This is a genomic window from Brachybacterium muris, from assembly GCF_016907455.1.
In the GTDB taxonomy this organism is placed as follows: domain Bacteria; phylum Actinomycetota; class Actinomycetes; order Actinomycetales; family Dermabacteraceae; genus Brachybacterium; species Brachybacterium muris.
The window spans coordinates 1428263-1448720 of sequence record NZ_JAFBCB010000001.1; the positions used below are offsets into that span (position 1 = coordinate 1428263).

A 20458-nucleotide genomic window follows, 5' to 3' on the forward strand; every position below is an offset into this window, starting at 1 on the left:
ATCCCGCAGCCGGCGAAGTCGGGGGCGGCGAACCAGGCCTCGAGTCAGCTGAAGATCGCTGCGATCCGCTCCTGGCGATGCGAGGGGCCCCCGCTGGGAGCGGCGGCGTCGATCGCCGCGCGCAGCTCCCGCATCCACACCTCATGGGTGCGCTGCAGGTAGGCGGCCACCAGCTCCTCCTTCGAGGGGTACGTCGCGTACATGCTCTTCAAGCTCACCCCGGCGCGGGAGCGGATGTCCTGCACCGAGACGGCGGCGATGCCCCGCGCGTAGAACAGCTCCGCAGCGGCCCGCAGCACGGGGTCCTCCGAGCGGACGGCGTGCACGGCGGTGGCGGCTGCGGTCATGGACTGAGACCTCAGCCCCTCGACGCCTCGAGGTGGACGTGCTGGTGATCGGGTGGGGCAAGGGCGGCAAGACCTTCGCCGGCGCCATGGCCGGGGCCGGCCGTTCGGTGGCCAGCGTGGAGCAGTCCTCCGCCATGTACGGCGGCACCTGCATCAACATCGGCTGCGTCCCCACCAAGACCCTCATCCACGATGCGGCTCAGCGTCGCGACGGCGACGATGCCGCCGAGTTCTTCCGCAAGGCCGTGGACCGCCGCGACACGCTCATCGCCAAGCTCAACGACGTCAATCTGCACATGCTGGCCGACCGCGACACCGTCACGGTGGTGGATGGTCGCGCCCGTATCGTCGGCCCCCACGAGGTGGAGGTGACCCCGAGCGCCGGCGGGTCCGGTCTCGCCGAGCACCTGCTCATCAGCGCGGACACGGTCGTCATCAACACCGGTGCCGTCCCCGTGCTGCCCCCGCTGCCCGGCGTGGACGGTCCGCGCATCCACACCTCCACCAGCATCCAGCACGTGGATCCCTTCCCGCGCCGCCTCGCGGTGGTCGGCGCCGGCCCCATCGGCCTGGAGTTCGCCTCCATGTTCCGCGACTTCGGCAGCGAGGTGACCGTGCTGGCCCGCGGGGAGCGGATCCTCCCCGACGAGGACCAGGACGTCGCCTCCGGCGTGCACGAGCTGCTCACCGAGGCGGGCATCGACCTGCGCACCCAGGTGGACGTGACCTCCCTCGAGGACGGGACCGACGCCGTCACGGTGCACATGGACACCCCGGAGGGGCCGTGGCAGCTGCAGGCCGACGCCGTGCTGATGGCCACCGGCCGCCGCCCTGCCACCGAGGACCTGGGCCTGGAGCAGGCCGGGATCGAGACGGACGAGCGCGGCACCGTGGTGGTGGACGCCCAGCTGCGCACCAGTGCCGAGGGCGTCTTCGCCATGGGTGACGTGCACGGCGGACAGCAGCAGACCTACCTCTCCCTGGACGACCACCGCGTGGTGCTGGACGCCCTGACGGGGAGCGGGACCAGGCGGACCGATGACCGGGTGGCCGTTCCCGCCACGACGTTCCTGGACCCGCCGATGTCGAGCGTGGGAATCGGGGCGGAGCAGGCCCGCAGCGAGGGCCTCGACGTGAGGACCGTGATGGTCCCCGTGGCCGGCATCAAGGCGATGCCGCGTCCCAAGGCGGTGGGCGACCCCCGCGGGTTCATCAAGATCGTGGTGGACTCGTCCACCGATCAGCTGCTCGGGGCGCGCCTGCTCCACGTGGACTCCCAGGAGGTCATCAACCTGCTGGCCCTCGCGATGCGCGCCGGCGTCACCGCGTCCGAGCTGCGGGACGGCATCTGGACCCACCCCAGCTCCACCGAGGCGCTGAACGAGGTGCTCGCACAGCTGTCCTGAGCCGGGCCGGGCGGGCGTCCTGGACCGAGCGGTAGGAGATCAGTCGTGTTTCGAGCCGAAGACGATCTCGTCCCAGCTGGGCATCGACGCCCGCTTGCTCCGTGACTTCCCGGCCTTCTTCGGGGCCGGCTTCGGGGAGTCCTCGGCCGGGCTGTTGTCCTCCGAGGCCGCCTCGAAGCCGGGCAGGGGAGTGAGGTCCACCGTGTCCTGGTACTCGATGGGGGCCTGCTCCGCTTCGGGGGCCTCGACGTCAGGGTCCTGCAGCTCGTCCTGCTCGACCTGCTCCCGATCCTCCGTGCCGTCGGTCCCCTCGGCGGGCTCCTCGAGATCCTCCGTGTCCTCGGCGGTGCCGCCCATGTCGGCCTGCTCGTCCGGTACCTCACGGGTGTGCTCGATCCAGGCCTCCTGGTCGGGATCGTCCTGGTCCGCGTCCGCGGAGTCGTCCGTGCGGTGCTCGCCTTCCTCGGGGGCGTCGTCCTCGAGGCTGGACCACACGCCCATGCTCTCGGGATCGGCCCCGGCAGGGTCGCGATCGTCGTGATCGGCGCTGTCCGTGCCCGGCTGCGGTACGGAGCGCAGGCCACGCCGGGCGTTGAGCGCGTCCAGCTCGGACTCGTCGATCGCGGCCGGGTGCTCGCTGCTCATGGGGGTGCGCCGACGCGGACGCCCGGCGCCCTCGTCGAAGGAGCCGTCGGCCTCCAGGTCGTACACCGAGCTCTTCACCGAGACCAGGCGGGCCCGGCCGCGAGTGGGCTCGGGATCGGCGTCCTCGTCACTGATCCAGCGGGCCTCGTCGTCCTTGGCGGTGACGGTGCGGTTGTCCAGGTCCACCACCCAGTGCGCCTGGCGGGTGCGACCCGCAGCGGAGAAGGTGAGCTCGAGGGCCCAGGTGCCGTCGCTGCGACGCCAGGCGTCCCAGACGGTGTCGGGGGAGGCATGGCGTGCGGCGAGCCGCTCGGTGACCATCTGCTCCAGGGCGGGGCCGCCTCGGCCCACGTGGAAGGTGCGCGCCCGCTGGGCGGTCCACTCGCGCTCGGCGAGGACCGGCCCCTCGTAGCGGCGCACGTGGTCCAACGGGATCTGCGACATCTCGGAGATGTCCTCGGCACTGCGACCGGAGCGCAGCATGGCCTGGATGTCCTTGGGGCGCAGGGCGCCTGCCTCGGCAGCCCGGACCATGCCCAGGGCGGGGCGGTCACGGCGCACCGCCGCGCGCAGCGCCTCGCCGATGCGCAACGTGTAGCGCTCACCGTCGGAGTCGACCAGGATCAGGTGCTCCCCGTCGTCGTGGATCCCGTCGAGTTCGAGCTCTCGCATCGTCGTCCTCTCCGTCGGAGACCTGTGGGTCGGGTATGCGGATGTGCGGGTGTGTCGGTGAAGGCCGGGTGTGTCGGTGAGGACATGGCGCTGTCACGGCACTGCCGCAGTGTACGGCCCTGACCCTATCCCGCCGCAGGGCTCGTCCAAGCGTCCGCTCCCAGGGGGCGTGTTGTGAGGTGCAGAATGCTCTGCAATAATGCCGCCGCATTCGACGTTGCGACGCGGAGCTGCACTCCTCGTGCAGGACCGGCTCAGGGTCGGCAATCCCTCTGACTACCAGGAACGGACCGTAGATGGCCACAGATTACGACGCCCCGCGCAAGACCGACGACGAATCCGGTGAGGACTCGATCGAGGAGCTGAAGGGTCGGCGCAGCGAAGCCGCCGCCCCCACGGTGGACGAGGACGAGGCCGAGGCCGCGGATTCCTACGAGCTGCCCGGCGCGGACCTCTCCGGCGAGGAGCTCTCCGTCCGCGTCCTGCCCCGCCAGGCCGACGAGTTCACCTGCGCCAGCTGCTTCCTGGTGAAGCACCGCAGCCAGATCGACCATGTCGAGGGCACCCTCATCTACTGCAAGGAGTGCTCTGCCTGAGCAGAGCCCGCCGGCGCTCGGCGCGGTGCACCGTCAGGGACGGGGCGCCGCGCCGTTCTCGTTCCGCCGTCAGTTCGCCTGCGCGGCCCTCAGCGCCAGCGCCAGGTCCTCCGGGCGCCGGGAGGAGGCGATCCACGCGGTGGTCGGATCCTCGTCGTCCAGCACCTCGGCGCGCACACCCGTGTGGATCCAGCCGCGCGTGCAGTGATGGGCCATCGGCTCGAAGTCCTGGCCCATGGCGCGGGCCCACTCCTGGTCCCGCAGCTCCACCGGCTCGCCCAGCAGCCGCACCGGGATCCGCGCGCGTCCCATCGTGAACTGGCCGTCGCGCACCTCCAGCACGGGGGAGGTCACGTACGCCAGCGCGCACAGGGCGATCACGCCGATCACACCCACCACGGCGGCCAGGGTGTAGGACAGCGGCACCAGCACCACCCCGAACGTGGCGCCCAGCACCACGATCACGATCCAGGCGCCGATCCCCGGCAGGAGCCTCTCGTGGAACGACGGGGCAGCAGCGCTGGACGTGGCGGAGGCGGTCGGTGCGGTGGACGGCTCAGGCATGCCGCCATCGTCTCACGCAGCGCTGGGGGAGAGCCGGGCCCCATGCAGGCGCACCCCCTACTCTTGGGGGCATGTACGACGACCCCACCGCTCCCTCCAGCACCCTGCAGGTCAGGCTCGAGGACGGTGTCCCCCTGCCTCATCGCGCCCATGAGGGTGACGCCGGGCTGGACCTCACCAGCAGCGAGGACCTGGTGATCCCCGCCGGCGGTCGCGCACTGGTGGACACCGGCACCGCCGTGGCCCTGCCCCACGGCACCGTGGGCCTGGTGTGTCCCCGCTCGGGCCTCGCGTCCCGTCACGGGGTCACGGTGCTGAACGGTCCCGGTATCGTGGACGCTGGCTACCGCGGCCCCATCCGGGTCGCGCTGCACAACACCGACCTCACCGAGCCGTTCACCCTGCATCGGGGCGACCGCATCGCCCAGCTGGTGATCGTGCCGTTCCTGGCGCCCGTGCTGCAGCAGGTCGATGAGCTCGACGAGACCGATCGGGCCGCCGCGGGCTTCGGCTCCAGCGGTGGCTTCGGCACCGCGCCCTCGAAGGAAGGCTGAACCATGGCACTGTTCTCACGCGGCCGGCGAAAGAACGCCGGGGCCGGACACGACGACGAGACCACCACCGACGCCGTCGCCGCCGACAGCGAGAAGAGCGTCGAGGACGACAGCGCCGACAGCGCCGGCAGCGCCGGCAATGCATCCGCGAAACGTCCGTCGCACCTCGAACCCGGGCCCTACGACCAGGCCGATGCCCCCGACGAGGACCGCATCGATCTCGGTGGCCTGCAGGTGCCCACCATCGACGGCATGGAGCTGCGGATGGAGGTGGACCAGCGCACCGGCACCGTCACCGGCGCGAACCTGGTGATCGCAGGCTCCTCCCTCCAGGTGCAGGCCTTCGCCGCGCCCAAGTCCCGTGGACTGTGGGAGGAGGTGCGCACCTCCCTGCGCGACTCCGTGGTCGAGCAGGGCGGCACCGCCGAGACCCGCAGCGGCGCCTTCGGACCCGAGCTGATCACCCGCCTGCCCGTCAAGCGGGCCGACGGTCGCACCGGCTACCGGCCGGCGCGCTTCATCGGCGTGGACGGCCCGCGGTGGTTCCTCCGTGCGATCCTGACCGGCCCGGCCCTCTCGGACAAGGAGAAGGCGCGCCGCTTCGAGACCCTGCTGTCCCGCCTGGTGGTGGTGCGCGGCAGCGAGGCGATGGCCCCGCAGGAGCTGATCCCGCTGGTGCTGCCGGGCAAGCGCCCGGGTCTGATCCCGCAGAAGGCGGCCCTGATCGATCCGCTCGAGCGCGGCCCCGAGATCACCGAGATCGGATGAGCGCTCCCGTGGAGACCGTCGCGGCGGTCGACGACCGTCGCAAGGTGCACCTGGCCGGCATCATCAGTTCCCTGGTGATCCTGCCGCGCAGCGCCGCTCCTGCCGTGGAGGCGGAGCTCGACGACGGCACCGGCACCATCGCCCTGGTGTGGCTGGGCCGTGACCGCATCCCCGGGATCGAACCGGGTGCGCGCCTGGAGGTCACCGGCTTCGCCGCACGGCGCGGCGGACGGCGCGTGATGTACAACCCCCGCTACGAGATCACCCGGATCAGCGGCCAGGAGGACTCATGAGCAGCACCCCGCCCGGAACCGAGGGACCAGAGCCCGGCCCCGCACCCCGTCGCGGCATGGGCAAGCTCCTCCAGGAGGAGGAGTTCTCCGTCGCCGAGGCCGTGGGAGGCCCCCGCGGTATCATCGAGTCGGTGGCCCCCACGCTGCTGTTCGTGGTGCTGTACGTGGCCACCCGCTCCGTGATAATCGCGGCCGCGGCGGCGGTCGCCGTGGTGCTGATCGCCCTGATCGTGCGGATCGTGCAGCGGCAGAGCCCGGCCACCGTGCTCGGTGGCCTGCTGGGGGTGGCGCTCGGCGCAGTGCTCGCGGTGCGCAGCGGTGAGGGCAGCGACTTCTACACCCCCGGCATCGTGATCAACGCGGTGGCACTGCTGGTGCTGCTGGTATCGCTGGTGGCCCGTCGGCCGCTGGTGGGGCTGTTCATCGGGGTACTGGACCCGCGGGTCGAGGACTGGGCCGAGGACCCTGACGCCCGGCGCGTCTACAACCGCGCCACCATGCTCTTCGCAGGGCTCTACGCCGCCAAGCTCGCCGTCCAGGTCCCGCTGCTGCTGGCCGGCCAGGTGGCGGCACTCGGCGTGGCGAAGCTCGCGATGGGCCTTCCGGCCTTCGCGGTGATCGCCTACCTGGTGTGGCTGATGCACCGCTCCCTGCTCAGCCGTCGCTCCCGTCGGCAGGAGACGGCGGTGCCAGCAGCTTCTCCAGGGACGCCACCTCCGCCTGCACGGCCATGAACAGCAGTTCGTCCCCGCTCTCCAGTGCATCGTGAGGCGTGGGCGCCAAGGGGCGGCCGTCACGGATGATGCCCACCGGAACACAACCCCCGGGCCACCGCATCGACCCCACGGTGCGGCCCACGGCAGGGCTCGCATCCGGCAGGGTGATCTCCACCATCTGGGTGTCGCTGCCGGCGAACTGGAACAGCCGCACCACGCGACCCACGCTCACCGCCTCCTCCACCAGGGCGGTGATCATGCGCGGGGTCGAGACAGCCACGTCCACCCCCCACATCGGCCCGAACATCCATTCGTTGTCCGGATGGGACACCCGGGCCACGGTGCGGGGCACCAGGAACTCGGTCTTCGCCAGCAGTGACACCACCAGGTTCACCTTGTCGTCACCGGTGGCCGCCACCAGCACGTCGGCCTCGTCGATCGCGGCCTCGCGCAGGGTCTCGAGCTCACCGGCGTCCCCGCTGACCCACTCGGCACCGGGCAGCACCTGCCGCCGTTCCGGGGTCACCTTGCGGTCGATCAGGGTGATGCGATGCTGCTTCTCCAACAGTTCGCGGGCGATGGAGCGGCCCACGCTGCCGGCCCCGACGATCAGGATCCTCATGACTGTTCCCCCCGCAGTGCCCGATCGAAGCTCTCGCGCACCTCGTCCTCGTCCCGCTGGTGGGACAGGAGCGTCTCCACCCGGGCCAGGTCCGCGGTGGGAACCATCAGATGCAGTCTGTCCCCCTGCTGCAGGTGCGCATCGGGCCGGGGCAGCTCACCCTCGCCGAAACGGGTCAGGTGCACCACCCGGGATCCCGTCACCCTCTCCATCTCCGTCAGCGCGGTCCCGATCCAGGAGGAATGGGGCTCGGCGGCGATCATGGTGAGCGTCCCGGAGACATCGCGGTACTGGCGCTCCGGAACACCCGGCAGCAGCCGGTTCATCACCTGGGCGGAGGCCCAGCGCACCGTGGGCACCGTGGCGATCCCGAGCCGCTCGTAGACCTCCGCGCGGTGGGGGTCGTAGATCCTGGCGACCACCCGTCGCACCCCGAACTCCTCACGCACCACCCGGGCGGCGATGATGTTGGAGTTGTCACCGCTGGAGACGGCCGCGAAACCGGCGGCCTCCCGCACCCGGGCCCGTTCCAGGGTGGCGCGGTCGAAGCCCATCCCGGCCACCGTCTGGCCGGCGAAGTCCCGGCCCAGCCGCGAGAACGCCGCAGGTTCCTGGTCGATGACCGCCACGGAGTGGCCGCGCTCGTCCAAGGAGAGGGCGAGCATCGCTCCCACTCGCCCACAGCCCATGATCACGAAGTGCATCGAAGTCTCCTCAGGTGCCCCCGCAGTTCTCGGGGCTGCACGTGCGATGGTCACGATAGACCTCCGCGCGGGCGGGCTTACAGTTGACCGCGTGTCGGGCCTTACCTCCACCTCCCTCAAGCGGGCGCTCCTGGGCCGTGCCTTCGCCACGGAGGACCTCTCCCGCGAGCGCCTGCCCAAGCGCCTCGCGCTGCCCACGTTCGCCTCTGACGCACTGAGCGCCGTCGCCTACGCGCCCGACGAGATCCTGCTGACGCTCGCGATCGCCGGGGTCACCGCCTACACCGTCAGTCCGTGGGTGGCGCTCGCGGTGGTGGCGCTGATGGCCGTGGTGGTCACCGCGAACCGCCACAACGTGCAGGAGTACCCCGATGGCGGGGGCGACTACCGCGTGGTCCAGGACAACCTGGGCCAGCGCGCCGGGCGCGCGGTGGGGGCCGCCCTGCTGGTGGACTACGTGCTCACGGTGGCGGTGGCGATCTCCCAGGCGGCGAACTACGCCTCGGGCGGTCTGCCCTTCCTGCACGGCTGGGAGCCCTGGATCGCGATCGGCCTGATCGTGCTCGTGACCCTGGTGAACCTGCGAGGGGTGCGGGAGTCGGGCCGGGCCCTCGCGGTACCGGTGTACCTGTTCATGGGATCGCTGGGACTGCTGCTGCTGGCCGGCGGCGTGCAGGCCCTCACCGGGCAGATCGGGGCCGCCCCCAGTGCGGGGCTCGAGATCGTGCCCGATGCGGCCTTCGACCAGGGCCTGACGGCGCTCGGCGGAGCGTTCCTGGTGCTGCGGGCCTTCTCCTCCGGGTGCGCGGCCCTGACCGGGGTGGAGGCCGTGGGCAACGGCGTGCCGTCGTTCCGGCCGCCGAAGTCCCGCAACGCGGCCACCACCCTGGTGATCCTGGGGGCTCTCTCCTCCGTGTTCATCCTCGGCATCATCCTGCTGGCCGGGGCCACCGGGGTGCGGTACGTCGCGGACCCCGCCACCCAGCTGACCCGGGAGGGCGCACCGGTGGTCGACTACCAGCAGATCCCCGTGATCGCGCAGATCGCCCAGGCCGTGTTCGCCCCCGCCTCCCCGCTGTTCTACCTGGTGCTGATCAGCACCGGGGTGGTGCTGTTCCTCGCCGCCAACACGGCGTTCAACGGCTTCCCCAATCTGGCGAGCGCCCTGGCCCGCTCCCGGCATCTGCCGCGCCAGCTGCGGCTGCGCGGCGACCGGCTCGCCTACTCCAACGGCATCCTGATGCTGTCGCTGGCCTCGATCGTGCTGGTGTGGGTCACCGGGGCGGACGTGAGCCTGCTGATCCAGATGTACATCGTGGGTGTCTTCGTCTCCTTCTCCCTGGCCCAGCTGGGGATGACGATCCACTTCACCCGCCAGCTGCGCGTGACCACCGACGGGGCGCAGCGCCGCCGCATCGCCCGGCGCCGGGTGGTCAACGCCTTCGCCTTCGTGGTGGTCACCGTGGTGCTGGTGATCGTGCTGCTGACCCGCTTCCTGCAGGGTGCATGGGTGGCGGTGCTGGCGATGGTGCTGCTGTGGCTGCTGATGACCGCAGTGAGCAGCCACTACCGGAGGGTGCGCGCCGAGCTCGCCCTGCCCGCGGACCAGGTGGACCCGGTCTCACTGCCGTCCCGCTCCCACGCCCTGGTGCTGGTCGCCTCCCTGGACCGCCCCACCATGCGGGCCCTGGCAGTGGCCTCCGCCACACGCCCCACCACGATCGAGGCGATCATCGTCGATGACGAGGACGTGGACTGGAGGGCGGTGGCCGATCGCTGGCGCGACCTGGACGTGCAGATCCCGCTGCGGATCCTGTACGCGCCGTACCGGCAGTTCAGCGCCCCGGTGCTGGCGCACGTGATGAACCTGCTCTCACGCAGCCCCCGGGACGAGGTGGTCGTCTACATCCCCGAGTTCCTGGTGGGACACTGGTGGGAGGCACTCCTGCACAACCACTCCGCCCGTCGGCTCCGTGCCCGCCTCGAGCACCTGCCTCGAGTGGTGGTGGCCACGGTCCCCTGGCAGCTGGGGAGCGCGCAGGAGGCGATGGACCAGGTGCAGGACGAGGTGCGATCGCTCGCACTGCGAGGAAGGGGGAGGGCCCGATGAGCCCTGAGCAGGAACACGGTCACGGGGACGACGGCGCGGCGACACGGTTCCTCACCCTGACCGCCGGCGCCCCTGCCACCGGCGGCACCTTCGTGGCCCGCCACGAGGGCCGTGTGGTGTTCGTGCGCGGCACCGCCCCCGGCGAGACGGTCACCGTGCAGCTGCTCGACGACCCCCGGGAACAGGCCTCCGCGCGCTTCTGGCGCGCCGAGGCGGTCGACGTGCTCGAGGCGGGCCTGGACCGCGTTCCCACGGTGTGGCCCGAAGCCGGCACCGATGGTGTGGGCGGTGCGGAATGGGTGCACATCGCCCTGCCGGCCCAGCGCCGCATCGCCACCGAGGTGCTGCAGGACCTGCTGCGACGGGCCCATGTGACGTCCTACCCGCTGGACGACGTGCAGGTGGAGCCGGCCCCCCACGACGTGTACGGGCTGGGCTGGCGCACGCGCGTGCGGTTCGCCGTGGACGAGGACGGCCGGGTGGGGATGCGCGGATGGCGCTCCCACGAGGTGCGGGACGTGGGGGAGAACCCCTTGGCCGCCGAGGCCATCCGACGGCTCGACCTGGGCTCGTGGACCGCCCCGCCCGGCACCGAGGCGGTCGATGCGGTGGCACCGTCCACGGGCCCCGCGAGCGTGGTGCTGATCGGACGCGGTCTCGACCCGGAGGCGGTCGAGGTCCCTGCGAGCTGGGGCGATGCCGATGTCAGCGTGCGCACCGCCCGCGGGCTGGTGCCGCTGCGCGGTGACGGCCTGGTGCGCGAGCGGGTGGGGGAGCGACTGTTCGCCGTCTCCGCGACCGGGTTCTGGCAGGTGCACCGCCGAGCCGCCGAACTGCTCAGCGAGGTGGTCGCCGGTGCGCTGCGCGCGCCGCGCGGGGGCAGCGCCTGGGACCTCTTCGGCGGGGTGGGCCTGTTCGCCGCGGTCGCCGCCGAGCAGGTGGGTGAGGACGGACAGGTGATCACGGTGGAGGGCAACCGACGTGCCTCGGTGCTCGCTGCCGAGAACCTCCAGGACCTGCCGCAGGTCAGTGCCGCGACCGCGGATGTCACCGACTGGGTGAAGGCACGTCGCGGCGGCGTGGACTGCGTGGTGCTGGACCCGCCTCGCGCCGGCGCCGGCCTGGAGCTGATGGGTCTGCTCACCCGGGCCGTGCGACGCCGGATCGTGTACGTCTCCTGCGAGCCCTCGACCTTGGCGCGTGACCTGGCGGCCGCGGAGAAGGCGGGCTGGTCCGTGGTGGACCTGCGGGCCTTCGACCTGTTCCCGCACACCCACCACATCGAGTCGGTGGCGGTGCTGGAACCGGTGGCCCGATGATGCCCGGGTGACCAGCGCGTGCTACCATTTATCTTGACGTCAAGATAAATCGGCTGCGCGGTGGCCCTCACAAGGGCCGACGCCGGAGGAGCCGGTCGGCGCCGGTCCGAGACGACATCGGCCGCGAAACCGCGCCGACGCACCTACCATGGGGGAGACGCCCCATCCCGAAGGAGATCGCACTGTGAGCACGATCGACTCGTTCGCCGCGAAGCAGACGCTCGCGGTCGGCGGAACCGACTACGAGATCTACGCCCTCGATGCCGTCGACGGCGCCGAGAAGCTTCCCTACAGCCTCAAGATCCTGCTGGAGAACCTGCTGCGCACGGAGGACGGTGCGAACATCACCGCCGACCACGTGCGGGCCATCGCCGCCTGGGACCCCAAGGCCGAGCCCTCCACGGAGATCCAGTTCACGCCGGCGCGCGTGATCATGCAGGACTTCACCGGCGTGCCCTGCGTGGTGGACCTGGCCACCATGCGCGAGGCCGTCGAGGAGCTCGGGGGCGACCCCGAGAAGATCAACCCGCTGGCACCTGCCGAGCTGGTCATCGACCACTCCGTGATGATCGACGTGGCCGGCCGCATCGACGCCCTCGAGCGCAACATCGAGCTGGAGTACGAGCGCAACAACGAGCGCTACCAGTTCCTGCGCTGGGGCCAGACCGCCTTCGACGACTTCAAGGTGGTCCCCCCGGGCACCGGCATCGTCCACCAGGTCAACATCGAGTACCTGGCCCGCACCGTGATGACCCGCGAGGTCGACGGCGTGCTGCGCGCCTACCCGGACTCCTGCGTCGGCACCGACTCCCACACCACCATGGTCAACGGCCTGGGCGTGCTGGGCTGGGGCGTCGGCGGCATCGAGGCCGAGGCCGCCATGCTGGGCCAGCCCGTCTCCATGCTGATCCCCAAGGTGGTGGGCTTCAAGCTCACCGGCGAGATCCCGCCGGCCGCCACCGCCACCGACGTGGTGCTCACCATCACCGAGATGCTGCGCGAGCACGGCGTGGTCGGCAAGTTCGTCGAGTTCTACGGCGAGGGCGTGGCCCAGGTCCCGCTGGCCAACCGCGCCACCATCGGCAACATGAGCCCCGAGTTCGGCTCCACCGCCGCGATGTTCCCCATCGACCAGGTGACCATGGACTACCTGCGCCTGACCGGCCGCTCCGAGGAGCAGCTGGCCCTGGTGGAGGCCTACGCCAAGCGCCAGGGCCTGTGGCACGACCCCTCCATCGAGCCCGCCTTCTCCGAGTACCTCGAGCTGGACCTGTCCACCGTGGTGCCCTCGATCGCCGGCCCCAAGCGCCCGCAGGATCGTGTGATCCTCAGCGAGGCCAAGGAGTCCTTCCGTCAGGTGCTGCCCTCCTACGCCGGCGAGCAGGGTGCCTCCGAGGACGCCGGGGCGGACGACACCGAGCGCAAGGACCCCTCCGACTCGGGCTCCTTCCCCGCCTCGGACCCGGCCTCCCCGCAGTCGGACAACGTATCCGGTGGTGAGGCCCCCGAGATGCACGCCGTGAGCGGACGGGCCTCCAAGCCCACCCCGGTGGAGGGGCACGACTTCACGATCGACCACGGCATCGTCTCGATCGCCTCGATCACCTCGTGCACCAACACCTCCAACCCCTCGGTCATGATGGCCGCCGGTCTGCTGGCCAAGAACGCCCTGGAGCGCGGCCTGGAGGCGAAGCCCTGGGTGAAGACCTCCATGGCCCCCGGCTCGCAGGTGGTCACCAACTACTACGAGCGCGCCGGCCTGTGGCCCGCCCTCGAGGGACTGGGCTTCCACCTGGTGGGCTACGGCTGCACCACCTGTATCGGCAACTCCGGTCCGCTGGCACCGGAGATCTCCGACGCCATCGCCGAGAACGACCTCGCCGTCACCGCGGTGCTCTCGGGCAACCGCAACTTCGAGGGCCGCATCAACCCCGACGTGAAGATGAACTACCTGGCCTCCCCGCCGCTGGTCATCGCCTACGCGCTCGCGGGCACCATGGACTTCGACTTCGAGAACGACCCGCTGGGCACCGACTCCGAGGGCCAGGACGTGTACCTGAAGGACATCTGGCCCAGCCCCACCGAGGTGGAGCAGGTCATTGCCGAGAACATCTCCCAGGAGATGTTCACCGAGGACTACAAGGACGTCTTCACCGGCGACGAGCGCTGGCAGGGCCTGGACACCCCCGAGGGCGCCACCTTCGACTGGGACCCGGAGTCCACCTACGTGCGCAAGCCCCCGTACTTCGAGGGCATGGGTGCCGAGCCGGAGCCGGTCAAGGACATCTCCGGCGCCCGCGTGCTGGTGAAGCTCGGCGACTCCACCACCACCGACCACATCTCCCCGGCCGGTTCCATCAAGGCCGACTCTCCCGCCGGTCGCTACCTGCGTGAGCACGGCGTGGAGCGCAAGGACTTCAACTCCTACGGCTCCCGCCGCGGCAACCACGAGGTGATGATCCGTGGCACCTTCGCCAACATCCGCATCAAGAACCAGCTGCTGGACGGCGTGGAGGGCGGCTACACCAAGAACTTCCTGACCGGTGAGCAGGAGTTCATCTACGACGCCGCCCAGGCCTACACCGAGCAGGACATCCCGCTGGTGGTCCTGGCCGGCAAGGAGTACGGCTCCGGCTCGTCCCGCGACTGGGCCGCCAAGGGCACCAAGCTGCTCGGCGTCCAGGCCGTGATCACCGAGAGCTTCGAGCGCATCCACCGCTCGAACCTCATCGGCATGGGTGTGCTGCCGCTGCAGTACCCCGCCGGCGAGACCGCCGAGTCCCTCGGACTGGACGGCACCGAGACCTTCGACATCTCCGGTGTGATCGCCATGAACGACGGCGAGACCCCGAAGACGGTCAAGGTCACCGCCACCAAGGAGGATGGCACCGAGATCACGTTCGATGCCGTAGTGCGCATCGACACCCCCGGTGAGGCGGCCTACTTCCGCAACGGCGGCATCCTGCAGTACGTGCTGCGTTCGCTCGTGAAGGCCTGATCGTCCGCGCCCACCACGAGCTGGTGGGCGCGGCCAAGAGTCATCACCGACGGCCCGGACGGAGGAGACTCCGCCCGGGCCGTCAGCGTTCGTGCGCCGCCGTCGCAGGCCCTACCGACAGGTCCAGGGCGCGGGCGTACCGAGAGCTTTGATGCACCCCCGCCCGCGGTATCTGCACCGCGTTGCACACCGGGGCGTCGCGGCGTGAACCCGCCGTGAAGATCTGCACGGATGTGACCACGCCTCCCGTTGTCACAGGTCATCGCGCCGTACTCTGGTGGGTGTCCCGCCGTTCCGATCGAGGAGGATCCCGCGTGCCCACCACCCAGGAGCATCCCGCTGTGCATGCTGATACCACCGAGATCCTCGAGCCCGCCGGTTCCGCCGTCGCCGAGTCGCTCCTCGAGGACATCGACGCCACCCAGGACCCGGCCGAGCCCGGCCAGGCCGATGTCGCCATTCCTGGAGATCCCGCTGCACTGCGCGCTCTGGCTCCTGCTGAGCTCCCGGCTCTTTCTCGCACCCTGCGCCGCAGGCTGCTGGAGATCACCTCGAGCACCGGTGGCCACCTGGGCCCGAACCTCGGCGTGGTGGAGCTGACCATCGCCCTGCACCGCGAGTTCGACTCCCCGCGGGAGGCGATCGTGTTCGATACCGGCCACCAGGCCTACGTGCACAAGATGCTCACCGGGCGCGCTGACCTCGAGGGTCTGCGCAGCGCCGGGGGAGTGTCGGGCTATCCGGATCGCGGGGAGTCCGCGCACGACGTGGTGGAGAACTCCCACGCCTCGGGCTCCATCGCCTGGGCCCACGGCATCGACCGTGCGCACCGCCTGGCCGGTGAGCCGGGCTGTGCGGTCGCGGTGATCGGCGACGGCGCCCTCACCGGTGGGGTGGGGATGGAGGCTTTGAACGAGCTGGCCTCCGACATCGGCTCCGGCACCGTGGTGGTGCTGAACGACAACACCCGCTCCTATGCGCCGACCATTGGAGGGCTCGCCCGCCACCTGCAGGACCTCCGCGACGGCACCACGACCCCGGGCGAGGACCTCTTCACCGCCCTGGGCCTGACCTATCTCGGTCCGATCGACGGGCACGACCACGCTGCCCTCGCAGGCGCTCTGGCGCAGGCCCGGACTGCTGCCGAGGATCCGGCCCGCTCCGGTGTCGTGGTCCACGTGGTGACCCGCAAGGGTGCCGGCTTTGCTCGTGCCGAGGCCGATGTGATGGACCATTGGCACGCCACCGGTCCGTTCGAGATCGAGCCGCCCACCGTGGCCGAGGTGTACCCCCCGGCAGGCGCCCCCGCCCCGGCCACCACCTGGACCGCCCGCTTCGGGGAGACGATCCTGAAGGCCGCCCGGGCCGATGACCGCGTCGTCGCGCTCAGTGCCGCGATGGTGGACCCCGTGGGCCTCACCCCGATGCAGCGGGAACTGCCCGGCCGGGTGCTCGACCTGGGCATCGCCGAGCAGCTCGCGATGGACACAGCCGCCGGACTCGCCCATGGCGGTGCAAAGCCCGTGCTGTCGCTGTACTCCACCTTCCTCAACCGCGCCTTCGACCAGCTGTTGCTGGACGTCGCCCTCCACGAGGAGGACGTCACCATCACGCTGGATCGCGCGGGCGTGACCGGGGACGACGGCCCCAGCCATCACGGTATCTGGGACCTTGCGGTGGCCGCGCAGGTGCCGGGGCTGTCGCTGTGGGCGCCTCGTGACGGTGATCGGCTGAGCGAGGCGGTCCCTGCTGCCCTGTCCACCCACGGCCCCTCCCTGGTGCGCTTCCCCAAGGGCGCCTGCCCCGAGGGCTTGCCCGCGATCGACCGCGTTCCGGCCGGGGATGTGCTGGCCGGGGACCCGTCGGCCCCGATCGACGTGCTGGTGGTGACGATCGGCGCTCTCGCCCACCGCGCGGTGGAGGCCGCGCAGCGGGTCATGGGTGTCGTGCCTGGTGCCGCTGCCGAGGGGGTCGCGCCGAACGTGGTGGTCCTGGACCCGGTGCAGGCCCTGCCGTTGCCGGAAGCACTGTTGGATCTCGCGGGGGCGGCGTCGGCCGTTGTCACGCTGGAGGACGGCGTGGCCGAGCGCGGCATCGGGGCGGCCCTCGCGGTGCGGCTCGCCCAGCGTGCCTCGCGCACCTCGCCGATGCCGCCGCTGCGCACCCTGGGCGTGGTCCAGGAGTTCATCCCCCATGCCAAGCGCGATGCGATCCTGAGTGACAACGGGCTGGACGCCGCAGGCATCGAGGAGAGCGTCCGCTCGCTGCTGGGCTGAGCTCGCCCTCGCTACCCGGGACCCCGCTGGGTGCCGGTTGTCTTCCCTGCATTGGGAATCAGCAGGTTGTCCACAACCGTCCTTGCTCGCCCTCGTTTGTCCGGCCCGCTCTGTATCGTGGAACATATCGAACAAAGGTTCGATGGTCGTGGTTGCCGGGCGGGGTGTCCGGGCCTGCAGAAGGGGGTGGCAGCAGTGAACGGGATGGTAGCAGTGAACACGACGATGGGACACGAATCGCGCCACGTACTGCTTGCGCCTGTCGCTGACGCGGTCCTGGCGGTCCGCAAGCTCGTCGATGAGACCTCCCGAGCCACGCGGGTATCTGGGGACGACTCTCGACCCACGCACGCATCCTCTGCAACTACCACGCAGGGCTCCGGCGCGTTCACGACTGAACCAGTGGCGGTATCAAACCATGCCCTGATCGAGGCCATCGGCCAGATCGAGCAGATGAAGAACGCGCTGGACGCCGCTCAGGCACGGCTCGAGGTGCACCTGCGGTCCGTACGTGTGCAAGCGGAGCGGGCCGCCGGGATCCCAGCGGCGAAGGCAGGCAGCGGGGTGGGGCACGAGATCGGTCTTGCGCGACGCATCTCCCCGGCCTCCGCAGGCAACCAGCTGTCGCTGCGACGGGTGCTTGTGGAGTCGATGCCTCGCACGGTGGCACTGCTGGAGCAGGGGGAGATCTCCGGCTGGGCAGCGGAGGAGGTCGCCCGGGCCGTTCTCGTGCTGGACGACGAGGAGCGCGACACCGTCGATGCCGAGATCGCGCCCCGGCTGCCGGATCTCACCTCCCGCGGAGCCGGCCGAGTCGCGCGGGGGATCGCCGACAGGCTGAATGCCGAAGCGGCCGTGGCGCGGATCCGCCGCAATACCGCCCTGCGCACCGTCACCCAGCGCGCCGCAGGGGAGGGCATGATGCGGTTGTCCGCTCTGCTGCCCACCCGCGAGGGCGTCGCCGCCTATGTCGCACTGACGCAGGCCGCCGGCTCTGCGAAGGCCCAGGGCGATGAGCGCTCCCGAGGAGCTGTCATGGCCGACACCCTGGTCCAGCGGGTCACCGGTGTCGGCGAGGGCGAGATCATCCCGGTCGAGATCCAGCTGCTGATGACCGATGCGACTCTGCTCGCGGGCGGCAATGATGTCGCCTTGATCGACGGCCATCCGATCCCGGGTCCTGTTGCCAGGAACCTGGCACTGACCGGCTCTCTCCTCCCGGATCCGCCCGCGTCACCAGTCGTACGGCCTTCCGCCGTACCAGAGGAGAGCTGTCCGGATGCTGACCCAGGGAAGAGGCGTCCGGGCATCGACGAGGATCGCCCGGAACCCCGAGCGTCCCGATGGCTGCGCCGTCTGTACACGGACCCGGTCAGCGGCGACCTCACTGCGATCGATGCGCGTCGGCGCGCGTTCACGGGGCATGTGCGTGCCTTCATCACGGCGCGGGACCAGCGCTGCCGCGGGCCCTGGTGCGATGCCCCGATCCGACACGTCCACCATGCGCAGGGCTACGCCGATGGCGGCGGGACGACACCCGAGAACGGGGTGGGCACCTGCGAACGCCTGAACCAGGTGGCAGAGCTCCCCGGTTGGAGCACCCGCAGCTCCTCGGGCGAGGGAGGGACGGGAGATCTCACCATCACCACCCCCAGTGGTCACCGCTACACCAGTCGGCCTCCGAGGCTTCAGGAAGAACTGTGCGTCGCACCCACGCGACGGCGCAGCGAGGCGGCGATGAGCGGCACCCGACCGGCTGAAACCGGATCGAGCATCCGGGTCGAGCCGGAGATCCTGGTGCGCGACGCCGATGGCACTCGCGTCACGGACCCGCCCGAGGACTGGTGGATCCCACCGCCGGAGGTCATGCAGGAATGGTTCGTCCCCGAGTACTGGATCCCGGTGGAGGATCTGGAGCCCCTGTGATCATGCAGAAGCTCGCGTGATCAGAGCCGGATCTCCATGCCCGGCCGCGCCGTGAGCACCACGGGGTCGCCGTCGGTGACCCACAGCGTGTGCTCGGCGTGCGCGCCGCGGGAACCGTCGACCGAGCGCTGCGTCCAGCCGTCCTCCTCGTCCACCATCAGGTCATCGGTGGTGGGCATCAGGAACGGCTCCACGGTGATCAGCTGACCGGCCACCAGCTCGGTCCCGCCGCCGGGCACACCGTGGTTCGGCACGAAGGGGGCCTCGTGCATGGTGCGACCCACGCCGTGGCCACCGAACTGCTCATTGATCGTGTAGCCCAGGCGGTGAGCCTCGTTCATCACCGCATGCCCGATGTCGCCCACCGTGTTGCCGGCGCGTACCTGGCGGATCCCGGCCCACATCACCGATTCGGTGTCGGCGATCAGCTGCAGGTCCTCCGCGCGGGGCGCACCCACCACGAAGGAGACGCAGGAATCTGCCACCCATCCCTCCACCTCGACGGCGAAGTCCAGCGACACCAGGTCACCGTCGGCCAGCACCTGATCGCGTGGGCGGCCATGAAGCACCCCGTCGTTGACGGACGTGCAGATCACGTAGCCGAAGGGAGAGGAGCCGAACACGGGGTGATAGTCGAGATAGCAGCTGGTCGCGCCGGCCTCACGGATCATCTCGTGCGCGCGGGCATCGACGTCCAGCAGGTTCCAGCCCACATCCACCGTGCGGCGCAGTTCGGTGAGCACCGAGGCGACGAACTCACCGGCGGGCCGGGCCTGCTCGAGGGTGGGCAGGTCCATGGTGGAGTCCCGGCGGCGGCGTCTGCGCCCGCGGATCATCGCGCACCCCCGTCGGTCAGAGTGCCATCGGGGAGATCCTCCGCAAAGCGGTCCTCTGGATCGCTCGGATCGCTCTCCGCAGCGCGCCAGGTGACCAGACGCGCCCCCACCCAGGCGATGCCGGCGGCGAACAGGGCGGCCCCCAGCAGGTGGAAGAACACCAGCAGCTCCGGCAGTCCGGAGAAGAACTGCACGTAGCCGATCACGCCCTGCAGCACGGTCAGCCCCACCAGGGTCCACGCCGCGGCACGCACCTGGCGCCCGCCTGCGGAGCGGTGCACCAGCACCAGCAGTGCGACCAGCAGGCCGCAGAACAGCCACACCGATCCGGCGTGGATCCGCGAGATCAGCAGCGGGTCGATCGCGATACGGGTGATGTCCCCGTCGTCACCGGAGTGCGGACCGGTGCCGGTGACCAGGGTCCCCAGCACCAGCACGGTGAAGCCCAGCGCGGCCAGGACGGCGTACAGCCCCACGGTGGGCCATCCGACCACGCGGCGGGCGGTGCCGTCACCGTCGTACAGGCGCACCACCAGCACCGTCGATGCCGCGACGATCACGGGCGAGATCAGGAAGTGAGGGCTCACCAGGCCCGGGTGCAGGTCCAGCCACACCACGAACGCACCGATGATCGCCTGCAGCGCGGTCCCGATCAGCGGGACCCACGCCAGGCGGCGGAAGCCCACACCCTTGTGGCGGAGCCACCGCCAGGACACCAGCAGCACGGCCATGGCGAAGATCCCCAGCACCCCCGTGAGGGTGCGGTTGCCGAACTCGACGAAGGGATGGATCCCGGCCTCCAGGGTCAGTTCCGGGGTGAACTGACCGGGCTCGCAGTTGGGCCAGGTCGAGCAGCCCAGGCCGCTGCCGGTGAGCCTCACCGCCCCGCCGGACAGGATGATCCCCATCTGGCACACCAGGTTCCCCCAGAAGGCGATGGCCGCGATCCGCGCCCGGCGCGCGGCGGACCAGGACGGCAGTCGGGGATCGGGCAGGGTGCTGATGCGACCGTGCTGCTCGGGCAGGGGGTCGGAGGCGCGCGGCACCAGGGTCTCGGCGGGCTGGGACGACATGCCGACGATTCTAGGGAGCATGTCTGAAAGCCA

At 70.7% G+C, this 20458-nt stretch carries 18 protein-coding genes; 11 read left to right on the forward strand and 7 right to left on the reverse strand.

Annotated elements, in window-relative coordinates:
- Positions 1–44: 44 nt before the first annotated feature.
- Positions 45–347: a TetR/AcrR family transcriptional regulator gene (locus tag JOD52_RS06590; protein WP_204409138.1), complete on the reverse strand. Its 303-nt coding sequence runs from the start codon at positions 345–347 to the stop codon at positions 45–47.
- Between the two features lie 38 nt (positions 348–385).
- On the opposite strand from JOD52_RS06590, the gene JOD52_RS06595 reads away from it, so the two are divergent.
- A complete protein-coding gene (locus JOD52_RS06595) occupies positions 386–1753 on the forward strand; it encodes an NAD(P)/FAD-dependent oxidoreductase (RefSeq protein ID WP_259886315.1) in 1368 nt (455 codons plus the stop codon).
- Positions 1754–1792: 39 nt separating this feature from the next.
- Here the strand turns inward: JOD52_RS06595 and sepH are convergent, their stop codons facing one another.
- Complete coding sequence (gene sepH / locus JOD52_RS06600) at positions 1793–3070, reverse strand: septation protein SepH (protein WP_204409139.1); 1278 nt, start codon at positions 3068–3070, stop codon at positions 1793–1795.
- A 296-nt stretch (positions 3071–3366) separates the two neighbouring features.
- On the opposite strand from sepH, the gene JOD52_RS06605 reads away from it, so the two are divergent.
- Entirely contained in the window at positions 3367–3666 is a 300-nt protein-coding gene (locus JOD52_RS06605) for a DUF4193 domain-containing protein (protein WP_017823650.1), read from the forward strand.
- 69 nt (positions 3667–3735) lie between these two features.
- Here JOD52_RS06605 and JOD52_RS06610 read toward each other — a convergent pair whose 3' ends face one another.
- Positions 3736–4230, reverse strand: a complete 495-nt coding sequence (locus JOD52_RS06610; RefSeq protein ID WP_204409140.1) for a DUF3093 domain-containing protein — start codon at positions 4228–4230, stop codon at positions 3736–3738.
- A 71-nt stretch (positions 4231–4301) separates the two neighbouring features.
- Between JOD52_RS06610 and dut the strand changes: the two genes are divergently transcribed.
- From dut to JOD52_RS06630, 4 genes are read left to right on the forward strand one after another with little or no spacing between them, the layout of a single operon-like run.
- Positions 4302–4784 carry a dUTP diphosphatase gene (dut, locus tag JOD52_RS06615; protein WP_204409141.1) on the forward strand — a complete coding sequence of 161 codons (483 nt, stop codon included), beginning with the start codon at positions 4302–4304 and terminating at the stop codon, positions 4782–4784.
- 3 nt (positions 4785–4787) lie between these two features.
- Positions 4788–5552 (forward strand): DUF3710 domain-containing protein, encoded by a 765-nt coding sequence (locus JOD52_RS06620; protein ID WP_204409142.1) that lies wholly within the window; start codon positions 4788–4790, stop codon positions 5550–5552.
- Positions 5549–5845, forward strand: a complete 297-nt coding sequence (locus tag JOD52_RS06625; RefSeq protein WP_150108404.1) for an OB-fold nucleic acid binding domain-containing protein — start codon at positions 5549–5551, stop codon at positions 5843–5845. The genes JOD52_RS06620 and JOD52_RS06625 overlap by 4 nt, the downstream gene beginning before the upstream one ends.
- Complete coding sequence (locus JOD52_RS06630) at positions 5842–6579, forward strand: DUF3159 domain-containing protein (protein ID WP_204409143.1); 738 nt, start codon at positions 5842–5844, stop codon at positions 6577–6579. Before JOD52_RS06625 ends, JOD52_RS06630 begins: the two co-directional genes overlap by 4 nt.
- Here JOD52_RS06630 and JOD52_RS06635 read toward each other — a convergent pair.
- A complete protein-coding gene (locus JOD52_RS06635) occupies positions 6500–7183 on the reverse strand; it encodes a potassium channel family protein (RefSeq protein ID WP_017823644.1) in 684 nt (227 codons plus the stop codon). The genes JOD52_RS06630 and JOD52_RS06635 overlap by 80 nt on opposite strands.
- Positions 7180–7887 carry a potassium channel family protein gene (locus JOD52_RS06640; RefSeq protein WP_204409144.1) on the reverse strand — a complete coding sequence of 236 codons (708 nt, stop codon included), beginning with the start codon at positions 7885–7887 and terminating at the stop codon, positions 7180–7182. The genes JOD52_RS06635 and JOD52_RS06640 overlap by 4 nt, the downstream gene beginning before the upstream one ends.
- A gap of 91 nt (positions 7888–7978) precedes the next feature.
- On the opposite strand from JOD52_RS06640, the gene JOD52_RS06645 reads away from it, so the two are divergent.
- The 5 genes from JOD52_RS06645 (at position 7979) to JOD52_RS06665 (ending at position 18516) form a co-directional block, all read left to right on the forward strand.
- A complete protein-coding gene (locus JOD52_RS06645; RefSeq protein ID WP_017823642.1) occupies positions 7979–9997 on the forward strand; it encodes an APC family permease in 2019 nt (672 codons plus the stop codon).
- Positions 9994–11316, forward strand: coding sequence for a class I SAM-dependent RNA methyltransferase (locus JOD52_RS06650; protein WP_204409145.1), 1323 nt, complete (start codon positions 9994–9996; stop codon positions 11314–11316). The genes JOD52_RS06645 and JOD52_RS06650 overlap by 4 nt, the downstream gene beginning before the upstream one ends.
- 184 nt (positions 11317–11500) lie before the next feature.
- Positions 11501–14314: an aconitate hydratase AcnA gene (locus tag JOD52_RS06655; RefSeq protein WP_259885247.1), complete on the forward strand. Its 2814-nt coding sequence runs from the start codon at positions 11501–11503 to the stop codon at positions 14312–14314.
- Positions 14315–14628: 314 nt separating this feature from the next.
- The gene (locus tag JOD52_RS06660) at positions 14629–16590 is read left to right on the forward strand and encodes a 1-deoxy-D-xylulose-5-phosphate synthase (RefSeq protein WP_204409147.1); all 1962 of its coding nucleotides are present in this window, start codon (positions 14629–14631) and stop codon (positions 16588–16590) included.
- 30 nt (positions 16591–16620) lie between these two features.
- On the forward strand, positions 16621–18516 hold the full coding sequence (locus JOD52_RS06665) for an HNH endonuclease signature motif containing protein (RefSeq protein ID WP_338124056.1): 1896 nt from the start codon (positions 16621–16623) through the stop codon (positions 18514–18516).
- Positions 18517–18536: 20 nt separating this feature from the next.
- Here JOD52_RS06665 and map read toward each other — a convergent pair whose 3' ends face one another.
- Together map and JOD52_RS06675 are read right to left on the reverse strand one after the other, a co-directional pair.
- On the reverse strand, positions 18537–19352 hold the full coding sequence (gene map, locus JOD52_RS06670) for a type I methionyl aminopeptidase (protein ID WP_031307138.1): 816 nt from the start codon (positions 19350–19352) through the stop codon (positions 18537–18539).
- Positions 19349–20425 (reverse strand): COX15/CtaA family protein, encoded by a 1077-nt coding sequence (locus tag JOD52_RS06675; RefSeq protein WP_204409148.1) that lies wholly within the window; start codon positions 20423–20425, stop codon positions 19349–19351. The genes map and JOD52_RS06675 overlap by 4 nt, the downstream gene beginning before the upstream one ends.
- Between the last annotated feature and the right edge of the window lie 33 nt (positions 20426–20458).